Raw genomic sequence first — 21,923 nt, forward strand, 5'->3', positions numbered from 1 at the left:
GCTGGAGAACACTCGTGAGACGCTCGGTCGCCACCATCACCGGAACCGCCGCCGTGCTCGCGCTGGGGCTCGCCGCCCCCGCGCAGGCGTACGACACCGGAACCGCCGCCCACTACACCCTGCAGCTGGCCGTCGGACAGCGGCAAGACGTCCGCGAGACCACCCTCGTCTGCGGGGAGACGGCCGGGGGCGCGCATCCGAACGCGGCGCGGGCCTGTGAGCTCATCGCCGAGGCCGGGTCCGTCGAGGCGGTCATGATCGACCCCGACGCCATCTGCACGCTGGAGTACCTGCCGCACGAGGTCACGGTCTCGGGCGCGGAGGAGTACTCCGAGGTGTTCGGCAACAAGTGCCGGATGACCAGTGCCAAGGGCCCGGTCTTCGACTTCTGATCCCGGACCGGGCCGGGCGCGGCCCGGGGAGCGGGGGCCGGCGCGGACGCGGGGGCGTCCGCGTCGGCCTCACTCGTCCTGGGAGCGCCGGCGCCGCCGTGCCACCCGGGCCAGCGCCTCGCTCAGCTCCTCCACCTCGTGCGTGCGGATTCCCGGGACGGGATCTCCGAAGTGCTTGGGGACGACCGCCTCGGTGAAGCCCAGGCGCTGGGCCTCGGCGACGCGACGGCGCACCCCGTTGACCGCGCGCACGTCCCCCGCGAGGCCGACCTCGCCGATGGCGATGAACCCGCGCGGCAGGGCGACGTCGTTGTTGGAGCTCGCGGCGGCCAGTGCCAGGGCCAGGTCGACGGCGGGTTCGCCGAGGCGCACACCGCCCACGGTGGAGGCGTAGACGTCCATGTTGGCCAGCCGCATCCCCGTCCGCTTCTCCAGGACCGCCAGGATCATGTTCACGCGCGAGGTGTCCAGGCCGGAGGTGGCCCGCCGGGGCGCGGGCAGGGGCGTGGGGGCGACCAGTGCCTGCACCTCGGTGATGAGCGGCCGCCGCCCCTCCAGGGTCACCGTGACGCAGGTGCCCGGCACAGGGTCCGTGCGCTCGGTGAGGAAGAGGCCGCTGGGGTCGGGGAGGCCGACGATGCCGGACTCGGTCAGCTCGAAGACGCCGATCTCGTCCGTGGGCCCGTACCGGTTCTTCACCGCGCGCAACAGGCGCAGCTGCGAGTGGCGCTCGCCCTCGAAGTGCAGCACCACGTCCACCAGGTGCTCCAGCATGCGCGGGCCGGCGATGGACCCGTCCTTGGTGACGTGGCCGACCAGGACCGTGGCGATGCCGCGCTCCTTGGCGATCTGGATCAGCGCGCCGGCCACCTGCCGCACCTGGGTGACGCCGCCCGGAACGCCCGTGGCGTCGGGGGAGACCATGGTCTGCACCGAGTCCACGACGAGCAGCCGCGGCGCGACCTCCTCCACATGGCTGACCAGGGAGGCGATCGAGGTCTCGGCGGCCAGGAACAGCTTGTCCGACAGCGCGTTCAGCCGCTCGGCGCGCAGTCGCACCTGACCGGCGGACTCCTCACCGGTCACGTACAGGACGGGGCCCTCGGCGGCGCGCTTGGCGGCGACCTCCAACAGCAGGGTCGACTTGCCCACGCCGGGCTCTCCCGCGAGCAGGACCACACCGCCGGGCACGGCGCCGCCCCCCAGGACGCGGTCGAGTTCGTCGACGCCCGTGGGGACGGCCTCGGCGCTCTCCACGCTGATCTCGGTGATGGGCCGCGCGCGGGAGGTGACCGGCGCGGCGGCCACGGAGGCGGGGGCCGGGGCTCCGGCCTCCTCGACCGTGCCCCAGGCCTGGCACTCACCGCAGCGCCCCACCCACTTCAGGGTGCTCCAACCGCACTCGGAGCACCGGAACGTGGACTTCGCTGCTTTGGCCATGGAGGCCACGGTATCGGCCGGGGCGGACAGGCGCGGTGGCCTCGGCGGGAACCCGGGCGGTGACGCTCGTGGGACGAGGGGACACGTGAAAGTTACCTACGAGTTAGGGCGGTCGGCGTGTAGGTCGTGTTACAGAATCACTACAGGGCGTGTGCGCCCCCGCTTGTCGACGCCCCGTACTCCGTGAGAGGAAACCGCGTGTCCCGTACCGACGTGTCCCCCGTCCCCCACGCCCGTTCCGTCCCCCGCCCCGTACGCCGCACCCTCGTGCCTCTGGCCGTGGCCGTGCTGGGCCTGTCCCTGGTCTCGGCCCCCGCCGCCGCCGAGACCGAGGCCGCCTTCGAGCGCTACGTGGCCCTCGGTGACTCCTTCACCGCCGGTCCGCTGATCCCGCCGACCGCACCCGGCTCGGACCCCCGGTGCCTGCGGTCGGGCGCGAACTACCCCCATCTGGTCGCCGATGCCCTGGGTGTCGGCGAGTTCACCGACGTCAGCTGCTCGGGCGCGGTCATCGCCGACCTGAGTGAGCCCCAGCACGAGGACCTGACCGACGTCCCGCCGCAGTTCGACGCGCTCACGCCGGAGACCGACCTGGTGAGTGTGGGGATCTCCGGCAACGACCTCGGGTTCTCCGAGATCTTCGTGAAGTGCGCGAAGCTGAGCCTGCGCAACCCCCTCGGCAGCCCGTGCGCGAACCACTACGGCGACACCCTGGACGACCGTGTGGAGGAGCTGCGCGATGACGTCGCGGGGGTGTACGAGGAGGTCGGTGAGCGCAGCCCCGACGCCACCGTGCTCGCCGTGGGCTACCTGCAGATCCTGCCCGAGAGTGGCGGCTGCTGGCCGACCATGCCGGTCGCGCGCGGCGACGTCGCCTACCTGGACGCGCTGCAGACCTCGCTCAACACGATGATCTCGGAGGAGGCCGGGGCGGCCGGCGCCGTCTACGTCGACGTCTTCGAACGCGGCCACGACGTGTGCGAGCCCGCCGGGGACCGGTGGGTCGAGGGCGTGGTGCCGGAGAACACCGCCTTCCCGGTCCACCCCAACGAGGCCGGCATGGCGGTCGCGGCCGACCGGGTCCTGGCGGGACTCGGCGCGGTCCCGGCCGAGGTCTGACCCGTGGCGTGGGCGGTCCGGCCCGCCGGCACCGGACGACGGTGACCGAATGTGACGAAGGCGGTGGCCGGTTGCGAGGTGTGACCTGATTCGTCCCTGCACCTCAACCAGGCTTTACCTTCTTTGGATGCCGATTAGACTACGGAGAGTGATTTCTCTTGCTGCATATGTGACCAATGGTGATGGATGAGCGCGAGGCCGGTGCCCGTCGCGGGCGCCGGCCCCGTGACCTGACATCACCATGAAGGGGAACCCTGCCATGCGAGAACAGCGAGAGTACGAGCGAACTGAGGCCTGTCGTCCCACCGAGAGGGGGCGGCAGGCCTCGTCCGTAGGCCGGTCCGGTCCGCGTGCGGCGGCCGTGGTGCTGGCCGTCGTCGCGGCCCTGGCCGCCGGGGCCGCTCCGGCCCTGGCGCAGCCGGCCGCCACCGCTCCCGCCGCCGCGACGGCGCCCGCGTCCGGGGACGCGTCCGGGAGCGGGGACCAGGGGGAGCGGATCCACCAGGGCGAGGCCACCTCGACCGTCGAGAGGGCCATCGACGCCGCCGAGTCCCACGCGGGCAAGCCCTACGCCTGGGGCGGCACCGGGCCCGAGTCCTTCGACTGCTCCGGGCTCGTCCAGGCGTCCTACCGCGAGGCGGGGGTGCGGCTGCCCCGCATCGCGCAGGACCAGGTGAACTCCGGGACCCGCGTCCCCTACTCCAGAGCCGAGCGCGGCGACCTCCTCTACTGGACCGACGGCGGCGGCTACGCCTACCACGTGGCCATCTACCTCGGCGGCGGGCGCATGCTGGACGCCCCGAGGTCCGGCGGCAGGGTCGGCGAGCGCGCCGTGACCCGCACCAACCTCGCCGGAGCGGTCCGGCTCTGACCCGGGCCGTGCCACCGCCCCCGGCCTCAGAACCGCTTCCACCACAGGTTGACCGCGTAGTCGACCGACAGCCCGTGGTGCGCCCCGATGATCTCGGTGGCGAGAGCGGAGGGGAACTCGATCCGCACGACCGCCTCGAAGGCGCGGCGGTCGGCGAAGGACCAGCGCGTCATCAACGCCTCCCGCGTGAACCCGTGTGAGGACCAGAACCGTTCCACGGCGGCCGGGTCGTACCTCGGCAGCGACCGCCGGAACCACGCGCCGAACGTGGAGCGCGTCGCGTCGTTGTCGATGACGAACGCGACCCCGCCACGGCGCATCACCCGATCCAGCTCGGCCAGGCCGGGCTCGCATCCCGGACCGAAGAAGTAGGCCCAGCGGGCGTGCGCGACCTCGACGACGGCGTCGGGGACGGGCAGCCGCTGGGCGGTTCCGGCCACGACCCGGACGCGGTCCAGGCCCCGCACCCGGGCGCGCGCGGACTCCGCGAGCCCCGGGTGCGGCTCCACGCCGGTCACCCGCCGGGCGCGTGCGGCGAACCCGGGCAGGTGGTACCCGGTCCCGCAACCGATGTCGAGCACGTGGGCGTCGTCGACCGGGCGGATCCGGTCCATCGCCGCCGTGAGCACCCCGTCGGGGTCCACGGCCTCGTTCTCCAGCTCGTAGACGAGCGGATTCCGCCAGATGTTCGGACTGGGAACCGCGTCCTGGGGGATCACACGCCTACCTCGGGCCACGTCCGTACTCCCTGCCCGCCGCCTTGTCCTCGGTCGAAGGTACTCGACGCGGAGCGGCGCGCCGGGTTCGCGCGGGCGGTAGGCACGAAGGGGATCCGAGCGCATAGTCTGGGTCCTGTGAGCCCTATCCAGGTCCCAGACGCACCCGTCGTCCTGTCGTCGGCGTCGGTCTACCCGGAGAAGACCCCGGCCGCCTTCGAGATCGCGGCGAAGCTGGGGTACGACGGCGTGGAGGTGCTCGTCTCCTCCGACCCCGCCAGCCAGGACATCGATCTGCTGCGCCGCCTGTCGGACTACCACGGTGTACCGGTCACGGCCGTCCACTCGCCCTGCCTCGTCCTCACCCAGCGGGTCTGGGGGCGTGAGCCCTGGGGCAAGCTCGTGCGGTCCAAGGAGATGGCCGAGGCCCTCGGCGCGAAGACGGTCGTGGTCCACCCCGCCTTCCGCTGGCAGCGCGAGTACGCGCGCGGGTTCGAGGTGGGCGTCGCGCGCATGCAGGAGGAGACCGACGTCGCCTTCGCGGTGGAGAACATGTATCCGGTGCGGGTGCGCGACCGAGAAGTGGTGCCCTACGCGCCGAGCTGGAACCCCCTCGACCGCGACTACCCCGACGTCACCCTGGACCTCTCCCACACCGCGATGTCCGGTTCCGACGCCATGGACATGGCCAAGCGGCTGGGCGACCGGCTGTCCCACGTCCATGTGGCGGACGGCTTCGGCGGCCAGAACCTCGACGAGCACCTCATCCCCGGGCGCGGTCGGCAGCCGGTCGCCGAACTGCTGGAGCACCTGGCCAGGGTGGGCTACGAGGGACAGTTGGTGCTGGAGGTGAGCACTCGCAAGGCTCCGGACCGCCAGGCCCGTCTCCGGGAGCTGGCCGAGGCGCTGGCCTTCACCCGGCTGCACTTCGCCCGGCCCACCGGGTCGGAGCACGCTCCCCACGACCGCCGGGAGCGGATCGGCCTGCTGCGCCGCCCGTCGGCCGCGCGCCCCCACCTGTTCGAGGTGGACCGCGGAGGCACGGTGGACGACACCGGCCCCGTGAACGGGGGAGAGGGGACGCACGGCGGGGAGGACGCGGGCCGCGGCGACTGACCGTCCACAGGGTGGGACGCGGTGTCCGCGCCGCACCCCCCGGGCCGTTAGCGTTGAGGGTGAACCGCAGAGAGGACCCTTCATGATCGCGATCATCGGTGCCGGGAAGATGGGCGAGGCCCTGCTCGCCGGAATGCTGGCCAAGGGCCACGCGCCGGAGGACGTTCTCGTCACGGAGCCGCGGGTGGAGCACGCCCGGGAACTGCGCCGGAGCCACGGGGTCGAGGTGGTGCCGGCCCAGGACGCCGCCAAGCGCGCCGACACCCTGCTCCTGGCCCTCAAGCCGCAGGACATGCTCGCCCTCCTCGACGAGATCGGTCCGCACGTGGCCGCCGACCGCCTGGTGATCTCGGTGGCGGCGGGACTCACCACAGCGGTGATGGAGAGCCATCTTCCCGCCGGTGTGCCGGTCGTCCGGGCCATGCCCAACACCCCGGCCCTCATGGGCCAGGGGATGACCGCGGTGGCGGGCGGCGCCCACGCCGGCGCCGCGCACCTGGACCGCGCCGAGCAGCTGCTCGGGACGGTCGGCGAGGTCATCCGGGTCGGCGAACAGCACATGGACACGGTGACGGCGATCTCCGGGAGCGGACCCGCCTACTTCTACTTCATCGCCGAGACGATGATCGAGGCCGGCGTCGCCATGGGCATGCCGCGCGCCACCGCGCAGAAGCTCGTCGGGCAGACCATCACGGGTGCCGCCGCGATGCTCTCCGAGTCCGGTGAGCACCCCGTCGTGCTGCGCGAGGCCGTGACCTCGCCTGGCGGGACCACGGCGGCCGCGCTGCGCGAACTGGAGCGGCACGGCGTGCGTACCGCGTTCACCGACGCGATCGACGCCGCGCGCGACCGCAGCCAGGAACTCTCGGGGAGCTGACCGCCCGGCGGTCACGGCGGTCACGGCGGTCACGGCGGCCACGGCGGCCACGGCGGCCACGGCGGCCACGGCGGCCACGGCGGCCACGGCGGCCACGCCTGAGATGCTTGCCGGAGCCGTTCGGTTGATGGCCGGGACCGGACGCGGGGTGGGGAAATCCGGACGGAACGGGATGGGTACTGTGCATAGGGGGTGCTCTGCCGCATACCGTCCGTGCGTCCTCGTCCCCGCGTGCCTCCGATTCCCCAGCCGACCCAGGGTCCTCCATGACGAATCCTCCTTCCCCTTCCGATCCCCAAGAGCCGCAGGGCGGCCCTCCCCCTGGCGGCCCGCCCTCTGACGGAACCCCGGCGGGCGGTGTTCCGGGTCAGCCTCAGGGCGGTACTCCGGCGGGCGGCGTCCCGGGTCAGCCTCAGGGCGGTACCCCCGCCGGCGGTGCTCCGGGGCAGTTCCGCGGCGGGATGCCGCCGCAGGGGCCGCCCCCGCCTCCCGGCGGGATGCAACAGGGCGGGATGCCGCCGCAGGGGCCGCCCCCCGGCGGTATGCCTCCGGGCGGAATGCCTCCCGGCCCGCCGCCCGGTGGGATGCCCCCGGGTACACCTCCGGGCGGGATGCCCCCCGGCCCGCCGCCCGGTGGGATGCCCCCGGGTACACCTCCGGGCGGGATGCCCCCGCAGGGGCCGCCTCCCGGTGGGATGCCCCCAGGTGGGATGCCTCCCGGCGGGATGCCGCCGGGCCAGTTCGGCGGCCCGCCGCCCCCGCCCCGCCCGCCGCGGATGGGGCTCTTCTCGTCCCCGTCCGCGCTCCGCACCGCCGCCCTGAACGCCTCCGGCCTCGGCGCGGGCTACTTCTACCTGCGCCAGTGGCCCTTCTTCGCGGGCGCCCTCATCATCACGGTGGGCCTGCTGGTCACGGCGGCGGTCATCGGCGCGGCCGACAACCTCCTGCTGTGGCTGCCGATCTTCCTCGTCTGGTTCGCGGCCGCGGCCGTACACGGCGTCTTCGCCGGGCGCGCCCGTGACGAGCGGGCCGTGACCCGCGGTGAGCAGCTCTCCAAGAGCCCGATACCGTTCCTGGCCGCCGGCGGGCTCGCCCTCGCCGTCGTCGCCTCCCTGCTCAGTGTGTGGCAGGTCGGCGAGTGGCAGATGCGCGTGGCAGACGCGGCTCACGCGCGAGGCGACTGCGACAGCGCCGTCAGCACCTACGAGCGCGTGGGCAACGGCTTCCAGCTCTCCCTCTCGCCCTCCCTGATGCAGCGGTCGCGGGACGGGATCGAGGCGTGCGGTCTCCTGGAGACCGCTCAGGCGGACGTCGACAACGAGGAGTACGAGCAGGCGCTGGACTCCTACGCCACCTACTTCGCCCACCACGCGGCGCAGTGGCGGGACACCGACGGCGAGGTCGCCGACATCCACCTGTCCTTCGCCGACGGCCTCAAGCAGGGCGCGGTCGACGAGTACACCGGCGTGGTCAATGAGGAGTACCGGGAGAACCTCCGACGGGCCCACGAGATCTACACCGTGATCCCGCGGGACTACGACGACACCGCGGCCGCGGGCGAGGTCCCCGGCGCCCTGGTCGACCTCTACGACGTGGGCACCAGCGACTACGGCGACGAGCTGTGGTGCACCGCCTACGAGCAGATCGCCGTCTTCGAGGGGCTCGCCTGGGACGAGGCCCCCGAGATCCCCGAGCGCATCGAGGAGGAGCACCCCGAGTCCGCGCGCAAGTGCGGATGGGCGGAGGTCGACGGCGGCGACGCCGACACGGCCGAGACCATGGCCGACTTCCTCACCGCCGAGTACCCCGACTACGAGACCGACGACGTCGAGGACCTGGTCCGGCACGTCGGCGCCGCCCACATCGAAGAGGAGATGGACACCCTCACCGCCCTCGGCGAGAACGACTGGGGCGATGAGCCCACCGGTCACAGCGGCAGCGACAAGGCGGTCATCGAGGTCGTCAACAACTCCCCGTACGAGATGCGGTTCCTCTACGTCGGCCCGGACGGCGTCCACGGCGAGATCCTGACGGACGCGTGCGAGGACTGCGAGGAGTACAGCTCGCCGCCCACCGGCAACTCGTGCTTCGATGACGGGGACACGATGACGGTCGAGCTGGAGCCGGGCGAGTACCGGATCCTGTTCGTCTCGAACGGCTCGTTCCTGTCCCGTCCGCTGCACGGGACCGTGGACATGGGCGCCGGATTCAAGCAGGAGTCCTGCTTCTACGTGATGGAGTGAGGGCCCCGGCCCGGTGCGGTTCCGTCCGCACCGGGCCGCCCCCGGGTTTCGGCGCGGGGGCCCGTCTTGCGTACTGTGTGCTTCGGAGCACGCACACCTGGAACGGGGGTCACCACATGGGAGGGCGCACGTCCTGCTCGCTTCGGGTGGCATGGGACGACGGACTGACCGCCTACGACTTCGGGCCCCAGCACCCGCTGGCGCCGATCCGCGTCGAGCTCACCATGGCCCTGAGCCGTGACCTCGGCGTCCTGGACGCGCCGGGCGTCGGCCTGCTGGACGTCGAACCGGCCTCGGACGAGCTGCTCTCGCTCGTGCACGACCCCTCCTACATCGAGGCGGTCAAGCGTGCGGGAAAGACCCTCGAACCCGACGACGCCCACATGCTCGGCACCGCCGACAACCCCGTCTTCCCCGACATGCACGAGGCCGCCGCGCTGATCTCGGGGGCGTCCGTGGCCGCCGCGAAGGCGGTGTGGACGGGCGAGGCCTCCCACGCCGCGAACATCGCGGGCGGCCTGCACCACGCCATGCGCGGCAACGCGTGGGGCTTCTGCGTCTACAACGATCCCGCCCTGGCCATCGCCTGGCTGCTGGAGCAGGGAGCGAAGCGGATCGCCTACGTCGACGTCGACGTCCACCACGGTGACGGCGTCCAGCGCGCCTTCTACGACGACCCGCGCGTGCTCACCATCAGCCTCCACGAGTCCCCGGCCACCCTGTTCCCCGGGACCGGCCAGGCCTCCGAGACCGGCGGCCCCTCCGCCGAGGGGTACGCGGTCAACGTCGCGCTGCCCGCCGGCACCGGCGACACCGGCTGGCACCGGGCCTTCGACGCCGTCGTGCCGCCGCTGCTGCACGAGTTCCAGCCCGAGATCCTCGTGACCCAGCAGGGCTGCGACACCCACGCTCTGGACCCCTTGGCCAACCTCACGCTCAGCGTCGACGGGCAGCGCCGCGCCTACGCCGAGCTGCACCGGCTGGCGCAGAAGACGGCGGGCGGCCGGTGGCTGCTCTTCGGCGGCGGCGGGTACGGCCTCGTACAGGTCGTGCCGCGCGCCTGGACCCACCTGCTGGCCGAGGCCGCGGGGGCGCCGATCGACCCCGACACCGAGACCCCGCAGAGCTGGCGGGACTTCGTGCGCCGGCGTACGGGTGAGATGGCCCCGCTGTACATGACCGACGGGCGTGACGTCTCCTTCTCCCCCTTCGAGGAGGGGTACGACCCCGGCGACCCCGTCGACCGGGCGATCAACGCGACGCGGACCGCCGTTTTCCCCAGCCACGGGATCGATCCCAGTCTCTGAATCCGGCGATCGGTGAATTCACCGGGATTGGGCGTGGCGCGCGTCCAGCGGGTAGGAAGAGGTTGAATACCGGGCGAACAGGAGCAGGCGTCGTGGTGGACGCACGGCGTGGCGCACGCTCGCTGCGCAGACGAGGAAGGGGAACGCCGGTGACGCCGCCGACACGCGCTGAACTCATCACCTATCTGGTTCGCACGGGGATCGCGGGGCACGTCGACACCCCGCGCCAGAACAATCTGCGGCACTACCGGCGTCTGGTGCAAAAGGACCCCTACCACCAGTTCGGCCTGACCTTCTCCCATGACTGGACCTTCTCCGAGGTCCTCGCGCTGATGAACAAGCGCTGCGGCGTGGTGGGCGACGAGGACTACGTGTGGGGGATCGACACCATCGATCCCGACCTCACCGTGGACGCCCTGGAGGCCTTCGCCGACCGCCTGGCCCTGGCCGCCGAGCGCCGGGAACGCGTCATGTTCGCCACCGGCCACCCCACCAAGCTCCGGGAGACCTACCGGGAGTGGAAGGACGCCCTGGCCGCGCGCGGCTGCGAGATCGTCACCGCCGCGGGCGGGTACTCCTACGAGGTGACCACGGAGCGCCCGCCCAACCGGCGCATCGTCGTGTGGAAGGACGACGTCGCCATCGTCACGGACGGGCACCTGTCACGCCACAGCCACCATCCCTTCGCGATGCGGGCCATCCTCGCCGACCTCGCCGAGCGCCGGGAGGCGTGGCCGCAGTTGGTCATCGCCGACCACGGTTTCGCCGGTGCGGCGGGGGAGGCGGGAGTGCCCACGATGGGCTTCGCCGACTGCAACGACCCGGCTCTCTTCCTCGCTGAGCACGAAGGGAAAATGCTGGTCACCGTGCCTTTGGACGACGGATATCTGACCGAGGACTACGTGCCGCTACGCCAGTACGTCCTGGCTCGCGCCGGCCTGATGTGAGCAGGGCCGACCATTTATACCCACCCTTAAACCTCATCCGCCCCGTCGGCACCGTATATCCCCGAAGACAGTACAAACAGGCTTTCGCTCAAGGGAACTCGGCTCTACTCTGAAAACGGACGTGTCAGTAGTGACAGCATGACACGCCGGCGTGGTGTAGGGACGGGCAAGACCGGGGTCGCTCTTCTTTCGGCTCCACGCTGGGCTGACCGGTAGACAATGCTCACGTCCGGGAAATGAGGGCGTCGGAAGATGAACGCGAGTAAGCCGCCTCTCGAAGAGGTCAGGTTCCTGACCGTGGCCGAGGTCGCCACGATCATGCGTGTGTCCAAGATGACCGTTTACCGAATGGTGCACTCGGGAGTTCTCCCCGCGATTCGCGTGGGGCGTTCCTACCGGGTTCCCGAACGAGCCGTGCACGACTACCTCCGCGAAGCCTTCGTCGAGGCTGGTTGATCAGGGCTGGGCCGACCGGGGCCGGGCGATACGCCGGGCTCCCGGTCTGCTGACACCAGAGGCTCTCCACCTCGCCTGACGCCGCCTCGCTCGCACCTGCCATGGTCGGAGCGACGGGGCGGCCGAAGGGTCTCCAGGGCATCTACTACACTTTGTCGTTGTTGTGGTCCGCCCTGTTCACGCCCTGTTTCGCGAGGTCCCCTCGATGCCAAGTACCAGTGTCGGCCCGCGGCGCCGATCGGCCCGCCCGACGGCGGTCGCCCTGGCGGCCGTGCTCGCCCTGTCCGGCTGCGGCGGCGGCAACGAGATCCAGAACGGCGGCGCCGACGACCGGTTCATCTCCGGTGACGGCAGCTCCACCGTGTTCGAGGCCGCCGACCGGGTCGAGGTCCCCGAGGTCTCCGGTACCACCCTGGACGGCGACGAGGTCGCGCTCAGCGACTACCTGGGCGAGATCGTCGTCCTCAACGTCTGGGCGAGCTGGTGCGGCCCCTGCCGGGCCGAGCAGCCGGTCCTGGACGAGGTCCACACCGAGTACGCCGACCTGGGCGTGGACTTCCTGGGCGTGAACATCAAGGACGACGAGACGGCCGCCCGGGCCTACGCCGAGCACCAGGAGATCCCCTATCCCAGCCTGTACGACCAGCCCGGCGAGGTCCCGCAGGCCTTCCGCGACACCGTGCCGCCCCGCTCCATCCCCAGCACGCTGATCATCGACCCCGAGGGGCGCATCGCCGCCCGCGTGATCGGCCCCACGACCTACGGACAGCTCACGGAGCTGCTGAACCCGGTGGTCGTCGAGTTCGACTTCGGCGATCCCGAGGCGCGGCCCCGGGTGGCCGAGCAGGAGGCCGCGGAGTCCGACGCGGAGGCGTCGGAGGCGCCCGAGGACCCCCGGTCGTCCGAGGAAGCCGCCGACGGCACCGGAGACGGGGACTCCGACTGATGGACCCCATCGGCACGACCGTCCTGTCCGGCTCCCTGCTGCTCGCCGCGCCCCTGGCCCTGGCCGCCGGGGTGGTCTCCTTCCTCTCCCCGTGCGTCCTGCCGCTGGTGCCCGGCTACCTCTCCTACGTGACCGGGATGAGCGGCGCCGACATGCGCGCACGCGCGGCGGAGGGCGGCGGCACCGCCACGGCGACCGCCGTCGACATCGACACCGAGCTGGCCGCGCGCCGCTGGACCATGGTCGCCGGCAGCATCCTGTTCATCGCGGGCTTCACCCTGGTCTTCGTCGCCGTCGGCGGATTCATCGGCTGGCTCGGCGACCTCTTCATCGACTACACCGATCCCATCACCCGGGCCCTCGGGCTGCTCACCATCGTGCTCGGGCTGGCCTTCATGGGCGTCCTGCCGGGCTTCGCCCGCGAGTTCCGCATCCACCGGCTGCCCCGTGCCGGGCTGGCCGGTGCGCCGCTCCTCGGCGTCCTGTTCGGGCTCGGGTGGACGCCCTGCATCGGTCCGACCCTCGCCGCGGTCCAGACACTGGCCTTCGTCGAGGGCGGCGCGGGCCGCGGCATGCTGCTCTCGCTCGTGTACTGCGTCGGGCTGGGCCTGCCCTTCGTGCTGGCCTCGCTGCTCTACCGGCGTGCGCTGGGCGCCTTCTCCTGGCTCAGGAACCACACCCGCACGGTCACCGTGGTCGGCGGTGTCATGCTCGTCCTCGTCGGCCTGGCCATGGTCACCGGTCTGTGGACGCAGCTGACCGTCGCGATGCAGGGCTGGGCCGCCGACTACCGGACGGTGATCTGATGACGACCACACAGACCGGCACCGCCGCGGACGGCGACGCCCCCGAAGGGCCCGCGCGGCCCAAGGGACTGGGCGCCGTCGGATGGGCGCGCTGGGCGTGGCGTGTCCTGACCTCCATGCGCACGGCGCTGATCCTGCTGTTCCTGCTCGCGGTGGGCGCGATCCCCGGGTCGATCCTGCCCCAGAACGTGGTGAGCGTCGACGAAGTCGACACCTACTTCCAGGAGCACCCGGACCTGGCCCCCTGGCTGGACCGGTTCTCCCTCTTCGACGTCTTCTCCTCGCCCTGGTACGCGGCGATCTACCTGCTGCTCTTCGTCTCGCTGGCGGGCTGTGTCCTGCCGCGCGCGCTGGCCCACGCCCGCGCCGTGCGTGCCCGGCCGGTGCGTACGCCGCGCCACCTGGGCCGGATGCCCTACGCGGCGCGGTTCAGCACCGACGCCGACCCCGAGGCCGTGCTGGAGCGGGCGTGCGGCGTGCTCAAGGGGTACCGGATCGAGCGCTACGGCGACTCCCTGTCCAGCGAGACCGGCTACCTGCGCGAGGCCGGCAACGTCCTGTTCCACCTGGCCCTGCTGGGACTGCTGCTGGCCCTGGCAGCCGGGGCGTTCTTCGGCTACCGGGGCAACATGCTGGTGGTGGAGGGCGACGGGTTCGCCAACACGCTCCCGTCCTACGACGCCATCTATCCCGGCCACTGGACCGACACCGACCGGCTGGAACCGTTCACGTTCCACCTGGACGACTTCGAGGCGTCCTTCATCGAGGACGGCGACCTGCGGGGCCAGGCGTCCTCCTACGTCGCCGACCTGACGTACAAGGAGTCCCCGGAGGCGGAGGAGGCCCGGCACCGGCTGGAGGTCAACCACCCCCTGTCCGTGGACGGCGTCCAGGTCTACCTGCTGGGCCACGGGTACGCCCCGGAGTTCGTCGTCCGCGACGCCGAGGGCGACGTGGTGTTCGACCAGGCCGTCCCCTTCCTGTACCGGGAGACGGCGACCTTCACCTCCGACGGCGTGGTCAAGGTGCCCGACACCGGGGGGGAACAGCTCGGTTTCGTCGGGGTGTTCCTGCCCACCGCGGCCGAGAACGCGGCTGGCGAGCTGGTCTCGACCTACCCGGACGCGGAGAACCCGGCGGTGACGCTCCAGGGCTACCAGGGCGACCTCGGGCTGGTCGACCCGCAGTCGGTCTACCAGCTGCGCACCGAGGGCATGGAGGAGCTCGGGGAGTCGCCCACGCTGGAGGTCGGTGACACCTGGGAACTGCCGGACGGGGCCGGATCGATCACCTTCTCCGGCGTGAAGGAGTACGTCAGCCTGCAGAGCAACCGGGACGGCGCGCGGCTCCCGGCACTGACCGCGGCGACGCTGGCGGTCGTCGGCCTGCTCGTCACCCTCTTCGTGCGCCCGCGGCGCGTGTGGGTGCGCGCGACCCGGGGCGAGGACGGTCGCACCGACGTGGAGGTGGCCGGCCTCGGCAAGACGGAGGCGGCCGGTGACAACACCGAGTTCCACGAACTGACCACGCGACTGGCCGGACGGCTACGGGCCGACTCCGGCGACGCTACCCCTGACGAGAAGGAGTGACCGGTGACGTACACACTCGCCGCACCGGTGAACGAGGCGATGGCCTCGGCCAGTGACACGCTCATCATCGCGATGATCGTCGCCTACGCGGCCGCGCTGTTCCTGTTCGCGATCGAGGCAGCCTACGGGCGGCGCACCAGCCTCAAGGCGGGCCGGCTGATGCCGGTGGCCGCCGGGACCCGTGAGGGGGAGGGGCCGGGGGCCGACGCGGGGATCGAAGTGAACGTCCGCAGCACCGAGGGTGAGGCGCAGGCCCCCCGGAGCGTCACGGGCCGAATCGCGCTGGGCGTGACGGTCCTGGGCTTCGCGCTGAGCGTGGCGCAGATCGTCTCGCGCGGTCTGGCGGCCGGACGCTGGCCGTGGGGCAACATGTTCGAGTTCATCGTGGCACTGTGCCTGATCGCCGTCGGCGGCCTGCTGTTCGCCTCGTTCCGGTACCAGGCGCGCTTCCTCGGCGCTTTCGTGCTCGTGCCCGTCCTGCTCCTGCTGGGCATCGGTGTGCGCTGGCTGTACGTGGACCCGGGCCCGCTCATCCCGGCCCTGCACTCCTACTGGGTGCCGATCCACGTCACCGCGCTGATCATCGCGGGCGGGGCGTTCATGGTCTCCGGCGTCACGGGGATCACCTACCTCGTCTCGCACCGCGCCGAGGCCAGGCGGGCGCTGGGGGAGAAGGTCGCCGGCATCGCCGGCCGTCTGCCGAGCCCGGAGCTGCTCGACCGCATCTCGCACCGGTTCATCCTGTTCGCGTTCCCGCTGTGGACCTTCGGCATCATCGCCGGCGCCATCTGGGCGGACGAGGCCTGGGGCCGCTTCTGGGGCTGGGACCCCAAGGAGGTGTGGTCGTTCATCTCCTGGACGATCTACGCCGCCTATCTGCACGCCCGCGCGACGGGCGGCTGGCGGGGGCCCAAGGCCACGTGGATCAACGTGCTCGGGTTCCTGACCGTCATGTTCAACTTCTTCGCGGTGAACTACGTCTTCAGCGGTCTGCACAGCTACGCCTGAGCGGGACCGGGCCGGGGCCGGGGCCTCACCGCCGGGCGGTGGAGTCCCGGACGACCAGACGGGTGTCCAGGGACACCGTGCCGGGCGGTTCCCCGGTGGTCACGGCCTGGAGCAGGAGGTCGATGGCGCCGCGCCCGGCCGCCGCGACGGGCATGTCCACGGTGGTCAGGGCCGGCCGGAAGTAGCGGGCGGCGTGGGTGTTGTCGACGCCGACCACGCTGAGGTCGGCGGGCACGCCCAGCCCGAGCCGCTCCACCTGCTGGACGAGCCCGATCGCGACCATGTCGTTGTAGGCCAGGACCGCGCTGACGCCGCTGGAGACCACCTCGTCGGCGGCCGCGGCCCCGCCCTCCTCGGTGGGCGGGTTGGGGCCGATCCGGTGCAGCCGCACCCCGGTCCCACCGGCGCACGCCTCGGCTGCGCGCACCATCTCCTGGCTGGTCCACGAGGCGGGCGGACCGGTGAGCACGGCGACCTCGCGGTGGCCCAGACCGGCCAGGTGCTCCACGGCCTGCCGGGCGCCCGCGGCGACGTCCATGAGGACGCCCGGCAGACCCCTGACGCGCCGGTTGACGAGGACGAACGGGACGTCGCGGCCGAGTTCGGCTATCACCCTGTTGCTGAGCCGGGGCGCGACGAGCAGGGCACCGTCGACCTGCTTGGCCATGGACCGGACGAGCTCCTCCTCCACACGCGCCTGCTCGTCGGTGTCGGCGACGAAGACGTGGTAGTCGCGGGCTCGGGCCTGGGCCTGGGCCGCCTTGATCAGCGGGGGGAAGAACGGGTTGGCGATGTCGGCGACGATGAGCCCGAGGTTGCCGGTGCGCCGGGTGGACAGGGCGCGCGCCGCCCGGTTGGGGCGGTAGCCGAGCTCGTCGGCCGCGGCCAGCACACGCGAGCGCGTCTGGGCGTTGACCAGGTGCGCCGCTGAGAAGGTCCGCGAGACGGTCGACACGTGGACGCCGCTGGCGCGGGCGACGTCCCTGATGGTCACGGCCACCCGCGACCTCCGTTTCCTGGTGCAGTCGAGTGCGGTGCTGATCCTGGGACAACAGCAATCGGTTGCTGAAAGTCAGCGGCCGTGACGTGCTGTCCGGATTGTCCATTCACATGGATGCTAGTGCAGTTTTCCGCAGTTTTCCATGACGATCATATGACGAAGGGGTTGACTGGGCGGCGCGTTTCACGGCATCTTCGTGCAAACGTTTGCAGTCCGGGCGCGATCCGGCCCGGACTGATCCCCCGAGCGGACGGACGAACATGCGAAGACTGGCCCTACCCGTGACCCTGACCATGGCGGTGGCACTGACCGCGACCGCTGTCACCACCGTGCACGCCGCGCCCGCCGACCGCGGCCACCATCCCCGTGACATCACCCGCCAGGTGCTCGCGGACGGCGGCGGCTGGGGCTCGGCCGGCGACGGGACCACCGGCGGCTCCGCGGCCGCGGAGGAGGACGTCGTCCACGTCTCCACGATGGAGGAGCTGCGCGCGGCGGTCGGGCCGCGCGACGACGACCGGCCGCGCATCGTGGTCGTCGACGGCCTGATCGACGGCAACACCACCGCGGACGGCACGGCGATCAGCTGCGAGGACTACGCCGTCGACGGCTACACCCGGGAGGACTACCTCGCCACCTACGACCCCGAGGTGTGGGGCTGGGAGGACCCTGAGGGACCGCTGGAGGAGGCGCGGGACGCCTCGTACCGCAACCAGGCCGCGCAGATCCGGGTCAAGGTCGGGTCCAACACCACCGTGGTCGGCGCGGGTGAGGACGCCGGCCTGACCGGGGTGGCGCTCCAGGTGCACAACGTCGAGAACGTCATCCTGCGCAACCTGACCTTCTCCGACGCCTACGACTGCTTCCCGGGCTGGGACCCCAAGGACGGCAACACCGGCAACTGGAACTCCGAGTACGACAACATCGAGCTCTCCGGCGCGACCAACGTGTGGGTGGACCACAGCACGTTCGACGACGGCGACAACCCGGGCAGCGAGCTGCCGGAGTACTTCGGCAGCAAGTACGAGGTGCACGACGGCCTGCTCGACATCGTCCGCCGGTCCGACCTCGTCACCGTGTCCTACAACCACTTCGCGGGACGGGACAAGGCGATGATCGTGGGCAACAGCGACAGCCGGACCACGGACCGCGGCCACCTGCGGGTCACCTACCACCACAACCACTTCGACGGGCTCGGCCAGCGGGCGCCGCGCGTGCGCTTCGGCCAGGTCCACGTCTACAACAACCACTACACGCTGGCCGGCGACCAGTACCAGTACTCCCTCGGCGCGGGCAAGGAGTCGCAGCTGTACGCGGAGAACAACGTCTTCGACCTGCGTGACGGCACCGGCGCCGGTGAGATCGTCTACAACTGGGGCGGCACTGACCTGGTGGCGCGCGGCAACGCCGTGATGCACGAGGGCCGCGGGCGGCTGAACGCGGTCGACCTGGTCGCCGAGCACAACGAGCTCTACCCGGACCGGGCGCTGGGCACCGAGCGGACCTGGACGCCGGAGTACGTCCAGCGGGTCCAGCCGGTGTGGGCCGTCCGTTCCCTGCCGCGCAAGGTCGGTGCCGGCCTCCTGTAGGACGACGGGACGCCCCGGCGGCGCATCACCCGCGCCCCGGACGCAGAACGACGGTGGGGCCGCGCCCTCGCGGACGCGGCCCCACCGTCGTGTCGTTCGTCGTGGTCAGTCGTCCGGGTCGATCCGCCGGCCGAGGCCTCGCAGGAACTCGGGATCGTCGTCCGGGCCGAGCGGGTGCGGGCTGTCCGAGGGCTTGGCGAAGTCCGACGGATCCAGGTCGTCCGCGGCGCTCGCGGCCTGAGCCGGGGAGGGCGCGTTCCCCTGGACGGCGACGTCCTGTCGAGGCCGCCCGAGGAAGAGCCACAGAATCGAACCGACCGGCATGAAGAGCGCGATCACGACGAGCCACAGGATCTTCGGGAGGTTGCGCGCCTCCTGGGCAGGGGTGGTCAACGCGTCGAAGAACGCGTACACCCACAGAACGATCGTCACGAGCGTGATCAGGCCACCGAGCCACACCATGGTTCCAGCCTACTCTGATCTGTCCACTGCGCACGGCCGGGCGGGACGTCCCGGAGCGGCCGCACACGGCAGGGTGCCCTCAGGGGGTGCTTTCGCTCGGTTCTCCGAGCAGGAGCGCCCGGACCTCGGACTCCCGGAAGCGGCGGTGGCCACCGGGGGTTCTGATGCTGCTGATCCGCCCGGAGGCGGCCCAGCGTGTCACGGTCTTGGGATCAACCCGGAAGAGTGAGGCCACTTCCCCGGGGGTCAACAGGCGTTCGGTTGCTCGTTCCACCTTCACGTTCCCCCAATCATGCCCGCCTTGGAGTTTGGGGGCGGCGGGCGTTTGATCCCCTAGTGTGCACGAGTTGGTCCGTTTCCTCCCTAGTTTTCGGAGAAATTGCCGCGTTGGGGGGAGGAGTACCGGATATGTGACCGGAACGTGATGTTCGGGCCCTCCTGTCGGGATTGGAAACATCCCATGACTTGGTGAATCGCGACTTACCGGACCTGGTGGGCTGGTGCTCGGGCACGGCCTTAATCTGGAGGGAGCCCCTCCGAAGCGGCGTCCGCGAGGGATACGCGACCGGCCGGAACACGCCGGGCCGGGCGCCTCGCCCTCGGATGCGGCGTGGTGACCAATCTAGTCCAGGTAAACGTCTGTTGTGAGGCTTTTCCATGCGTAGTTGGCTGACCTACACGGCCGCCCGAGTCGGCTTGTTCGCGGGGGCCCTGGGAGTGGTGTACCTGTTCGGGGCCCGGTCGTGGGTCGCGCTGGTGCTCGCCTGGCTCATCAGCGGGCTCGCCTCCTACGTCCTGCTGTCCAAGCTCCGGGACCGGATGTCGGCCTCCGCCGTGCAGCGGATCGAGGCCCGCCGGACCCCCGGAGTGGCCGAGCGGATCGAGGGCGGCGCCTCGCGCGAGGACCACCTCCAGGAGGAGGGCGCCGACGCCGGTGCCGACGGGCAGGAGCGGCCGGAGGCGGCCGTCAGGCAGGCGGAGCCGGAGGCCCGGGAGTCCTGACCATGGACGGCGCCGGCGGTGCCGCCATCGCCGAGGCGGCCGGTCCGAGCACCGGCAGGGTCGTCGCCAGCAGGTAGACGGCCGCACAGGCGAACAGGACGGGCGGGGTTCCCAGCAGGCCCACGGCGAGGCCGACGAGGGGAGCGCCGATGGGCGCCCCGATCCGCGCGAGCGCCCCGACCACGGCCATCCCGCGCCCGGTCATGTCCGCGGGCAGCCGCTCGAAGAGGACCGCCGACAGGACCGGGTTGATCAGCCCTCCGGCCAGCCCGGACACCCCCCACACCACCAGGACCGCCCAGAGCGGCACGTCCAGGGCCAGGACCAGGATGCGGGGCGGCCCCGAGACGAGGAACGCGGCGAAGAAGGTGAGCCGCCGGGGCAACAGGTGGCCGACCCACGCCGCTGTCGCTGCCCCGAGCACCGACGCTCCGCCGAGGACACCCGCGATCAGCCCGACGGTCTGCGCGCCCGCGCCGTGGCCGTTCACCCACACGGGCAGGACGACGGTCATCACGGCCACGTCGATCAGGTTGGTGACCATGATCATCAGCACGAGAGCGCGCAGGCACGCGTCGCCCCAGACGGTCCGCCATCCCTCGTGCAGCTGCGCGGCGTAGCCGGTCCTCGGCGCGGGGCCGCGTCAGCGGCCGAGGGCGTTCCGGTGCCGGCCGGTACGGGCCCGGAGCCGGACCGGCCGAGGGAGCGCGGCACGAGCACCGTCAGCACCACGGATGCCAGGACCATGAGCACGGCGTTGGCGTAGAACGCGTTCAGGGGGCCGGCCGTGGCCACGACGGCTCCGGCCGCGATCGGCCCGACGGTCTGGGAGAAGCGGTCCACCGTGCCGGTGAGCCCCGCGACGCGCTCCACCCTCGTGCGGGTGACCGCCGCGACGAAGGGCGTCAGGGAGACCTTCGCGGTCTCTGAGGGCCCCGTCGCGAGTCCGATGACGGTGACGAGCACCAAGAGCAGGGGGAAGGCCAGAAGCCCGGTGGCGTACAACAGGGGGACGCACAGCACCGCCACGGCGGCCACCACGTCCAGGCGGACGCTGACCACCCGGTGCCCGAGCCGGTCCAGCAGGGGGCCGCTCAGAAGGCGGGCGAGCGTGTAGGCGCCCAGCTCGAACAGCGTCACCAGGCCCATGTCGGCCGCACTGCCGGTGGTGGTGAGGACGAACCACGGAACGGCGACCAGCGCCAGCCGGCTGCCGGTGTAGGAGCAGGCCTGGGCCAGGACGAGGCCGACCAGCGGACGGCGGCTCGGCGCGGGGCGGTTCGGCACGGGCCGGTTCACGCCCGGTCCCCGGGCGGTTCGTCGTCGGGGTCGGGGCTGGGGAAGGCCGCGAAGTGCGTGGTGACCACGCGTCCGCCGGGAACCTCCTCGGTCGCGTCCCGGTCGTACCGGTCCAGGACCGCGCGGATCTCCTCGCGCATCGCGGCGAGTTCGTCCAGCGTGAGCCGGGTGCGGCGCTCGGACATGACCTGGGCCTCGCGCCAGCCCTCCGGCTGCGAGCTCCACATCTGGACGGCGGTGCCCAGGTCCTCGGCCCAGCGCGAGGCCACGGCCATGCGGACGGTCGTGCTGAGCTCTGGTGCCTCGGTGTCCAGTTCCTCCGGCAGTCGGAAGCCCCGGTGCGGGGCGCGCCACCAGCGCTCCTTGGTGGAGCCCAGCTCGGGCGCCTCCTCGATGAACCCGTACGCCAGGAGTTGGCGCAGGTGGTAGCTGGCGGAGGCCGAGCTGATGCCGAGCCGCTCGCAGACAGCCTTGCCGGTGGCGGGCCCGCGGTTCTGCAGCAGGTTCAGGATGCGCAGTCGCAGCGGGTGGGCCAGGCCGCGCAGGGAACGGGCGTCGGGCACGGCGGCGTTGGTGAAGGGGTCGGTCGGTCCGGCCGGATGAGGGTCGGGGTGGGGCGTGGAGTCCGTCATACCCGTCACCATAAACACCCAAGACTGCTTGGCCAAGGGTTGTTGGCCAAGAAATTTTGGGCGTTTTCGGCCGCACGGGCAATGCGATCTTGCCGACCTAATATCT

The 21,923-nt window shown here is 71.7% G+C and carries 23 protein-coding genes; 15 read left to right on the top strand and 8 right to left on the bottom strand.

Features of this window, described 5'->3' with window-relative positions; genetic code table 11:
• Window positions 1–14 precede the first annotated feature (14 nt).
• On the top strand, window positions 15–392 hold the full coding sequence (locus M1P99_RS14860) for an SSI family serine proteinase inhibitor (protein WP_304453246.1): 378 nt from the start codon (window positions 15–17) through the stop codon (window positions 390–392).
• 69 nt (window positions 393–461) lie between these two features.
• Here M1P99_RS14860 and radA read toward each other — a convergent pair whose 3' ends face one another.
• A complete protein-coding gene (gene radA, locus M1P99_RS14865) occupies window positions 462–1,832 on the bottom strand; it encodes a DNA repair protein RadA (RefSeq protein WP_304453247.1) in 1,371 nt (456 codons plus the stop codon).
• A 198-nt stretch (window positions 1,833–2,030) separates the two neighbouring features.
• On the opposite strand from radA, the gene M1P99_RS14870 reads away from it, so the two are divergent.
• Complete coding sequence (locus M1P99_RS14870) at window positions 2,031–2,951, top strand: SGNH/GDSL hydrolase family protein (RefSeq protein WP_304453248.1); 921 nt, start codon at window positions 2,031–2,033, stop codon at window positions 2,949–2,951.
• 259 nt (window positions 2,952–3,210) lie between these two features.
• Window positions 3,211–3,822 carry a C40 family peptidase gene (locus tag M1P99_RS14875; RefSeq protein WP_304453249.1) on the top strand — a complete coding sequence of 204 codons (612 nt, stop codon included), beginning with the start codon at window positions 3,211–3,213 and terminating at the stop codon, window positions 3,820–3,822.
• 26 nt (window positions 3,823–3,848) lie between these two features.
• On the opposite strand, the gene M1P99_RS14880 is transcribed toward M1P99_RS14875, so the two are convergent.
• Window positions 3,849–4,466, bottom strand: a complete 618-nt coding sequence (locus M1P99_RS14880; protein ID WP_304455698.1) for a class I SAM-dependent methyltransferase — start codon at window positions 4,464–4,466, stop codon at window positions 3,849–3,851.
• Window positions 4,467–4,676: 210 nt separating this feature from the next.
• Between M1P99_RS14880 and M1P99_RS14885 the strand changes: the two genes are divergently transcribed.
• The 10 genes from M1P99_RS14885 to ccsB all read left to right on the top strand — a co-directional run bounded on the left by M1P99_RS14885 (window position 4,677) and on the right by ccsB (window position 15,833).
• Complete coding sequence (locus M1P99_RS14885; RefSeq protein WP_304453250.1) at window positions 4,677–5,654, top strand: sugar phosphate isomerase/epimerase; 978 nt, start codon at window positions 4,677–4,679, stop codon at window positions 5,652–5,654.
• A gap of 82 nt (window positions 5,655–5,736) precedes the next feature.
• A complete protein-coding gene (proC, locus tag M1P99_RS14890; RefSeq protein ID WP_304453251.1) occupies window positions 5,737–6,531 on the top strand; it encodes a pyrroline-5-carboxylate reductase in 795 nt (264 codons plus the stop codon).
• Between the two features lie 710 nt (window positions 6,532–7,241).
• Window positions 7,242–8,774 (top strand): DUF1109 domain-containing protein, encoded by a 1,533-nt coding sequence (locus tag M1P99_RS14895; RefSeq protein ID WP_304453252.1) that lies wholly within the window; start codon window positions 7,242–7,244, stop codon window positions 8,772–8,774.
• Window positions 8,775–8,920: 146 nt separating this feature from the next.
• Window positions 8,921–10,081, top strand: coding sequence for an acetoin utilization protein AcuC (locus M1P99_RS14900; RefSeq protein WP_304453253.1), 1,161 nt, complete (start codon window positions 8,921–8,923; stop codon window positions 10,079–10,081).
• 149 nt (window positions 10,082–10,230) lie between these two features.
• A complete protein-coding gene (locus M1P99_RS14905; RefSeq protein WP_304453254.1) occupies window positions 10,231–11,028 on the top strand; it encodes a phosphatase in 798 nt (265 codons plus the stop codon).
• Window positions 11,029–11,280: 252 nt separating this feature from the next.
• The gene (locus M1P99_RS14910; protein ID WP_053616995.1) at window positions 11,281–11,484 is read left to right on the top strand and encodes a helix-turn-helix domain-containing protein; all 204 of its coding nucleotides are present in this window, start codon (window positions 11,281–11,283) and stop codon (window positions 11,482–11,484) included.
• Window positions 11,485–11,689: 205 nt separating this feature from the next.
• Window positions 11,690–12,430, top strand: a complete 741-nt coding sequence (locus tag M1P99_RS14915) for a TlpA disulfide reductase family protein (RefSeq protein WP_304453255.1) — start codon at window positions 11,690–11,692, stop codon at window positions 12,428–12,430.
• A complete protein-coding gene (locus M1P99_RS14920; protein WP_304453256.1) occupies window positions 12,430–13,236 on the top strand; it encodes a cytochrome c biogenesis CcdA family protein in 807 nt (268 codons plus the stop codon). Before M1P99_RS14915 ends, M1P99_RS14920 begins: the two co-directional genes overlap by 1 nt.
• Window positions 13,236–14,825 carry a cytochrome c biogenesis protein ResB gene (locus M1P99_RS14925; protein WP_304453257.1) on the top strand — a complete coding sequence of 530 codons (1,590 nt, stop codon included), beginning with the start codon at window positions 13,236–13,238 and terminating at the stop codon, window positions 14,823–14,825. The genes M1P99_RS14920 and M1P99_RS14925 overlap by 1 nt, the downstream gene beginning before the upstream one ends.
• 3 nt (window positions 14,826–14,828) lie before the next feature.
• A complete protein-coding gene (gene ccsB / locus M1P99_RS14930) occupies window positions 14,829–15,833 on the top strand; it encodes a c-type cytochrome biogenesis protein CcsB (protein WP_304453258.1) in 1,005 nt (334 codons plus the stop codon).
• Between the two features lie 25 nt (window positions 15,834–15,858).
• On the opposite strand, the gene M1P99_RS14935 is transcribed toward ccsB, so the two are convergent.
• Window positions 15,859–16,833, bottom strand: a complete 975-nt coding sequence (locus tag M1P99_RS14935; RefSeq protein WP_304453259.1) for a LacI family DNA-binding transcriptional regulator — start codon at window positions 16,831–16,833, stop codon at window positions 15,859–15,861.
• A 260-nt stretch (window positions 16,834–17,093) separates the two neighbouring features.
• Here M1P99_RS14935 and M1P99_RS14940 point away from each other — a divergent pair, with 260 nt between their 5' ends.
• On the top strand, window positions 17,094–18,422 hold the full coding sequence (locus M1P99_RS14940) for a polysaccharide lyase family 1 protein (protein WP_304453260.1): 1,329 nt from the start codon (window positions 17,094–17,096) through the stop codon (window positions 18,420–18,422).
• A gap of 105 nt (window positions 18,423–18,527) precedes the next feature.
• Here the strand turns inward: M1P99_RS14940 and M1P99_RS14945 are convergent, their stop codons facing one another.
• Window positions 18,528–18,884: a PLD nuclease N-terminal domain-containing protein gene (locus M1P99_RS14945; protein WP_304453261.1), complete on the bottom strand. Its 357-nt coding sequence runs from the start codon at window positions 18,882–18,884 to the stop codon at window positions 18,528–18,530.
• A gap of 79 nt (window positions 18,885–18,963) precedes the next feature.
• On the bottom strand, window positions 18,964–19,164 hold the full coding sequence (locus M1P99_RS14950; RefSeq protein WP_082376318.1) for a BldC family transcriptional regulator: 201 nt from the start codon (window positions 19,162–19,164) through the stop codon (window positions 18,964–18,966).
• A gap of 377 nt (window positions 19,165–19,541) precedes the next feature.
• Here M1P99_RS14950 and M1P99_RS14955 point away from each other — a divergent pair, with 377 nt between their 5' ends.
• Entirely contained in the window at window positions 19,542–19,886 is a 345-nt protein-coding gene (locus tag M1P99_RS14955; RefSeq protein WP_304453262.1) for a DUF4229 domain-containing protein, read from the top strand.
• Here the strand turns inward: M1P99_RS14955 and M1P99_RS14960 are convergent.
• Genes M1P99_RS14960 through M1P99_RS14970 form a run of 3 tightly spaced genes read right to left on the bottom strand, consistent with a single transcriptional unit; the run spans window position 19,852 to window position 21,817 of the window.
• On the bottom strand, window positions 19,852–20,436 hold the full coding sequence (locus M1P99_RS14960) for an MFS transporter (protein WP_304453263.1): 585 nt from the start codon (window positions 20,434–20,436) through the stop codon (window positions 19,852–19,854). The genes M1P99_RS14955 and M1P99_RS14960 overlap by 35 nt on opposite strands.
• Window positions 20,436–21,185, bottom strand: coding sequence for an MFS transporter (locus M1P99_RS14965; protein ID WP_304453264.1), 750 nt, complete (start codon window positions 21,183–21,185; stop codon window positions 20,436–20,438). The genes M1P99_RS14960 and M1P99_RS14965 overlap by 1 nt, the downstream gene beginning before the upstream one ends.
• Entirely contained in the window at window positions 21,182–21,817 is a 636-nt protein-coding gene (locus M1P99_RS14970; RefSeq protein ID WP_304453265.1) for a helix-turn-helix domain-containing protein, read from the bottom strand. Before M1P99_RS14970 ends, M1P99_RS14965 begins: the two co-directional genes overlap by 4 nt.
• Window positions 21,818–21,923: the final 106 nt, after the last annotated feature.

It is taken from the genome of Nocardiopsis sp. YSL2 (genome assembly GCF_030555055.1).
In the GTDB taxonomy this organism is placed as follows: domain Bacteria; phylum Actinomycetota; class Actinomycetes; order Streptosporangiales; family Streptosporangiaceae; genus Nocardiopsis.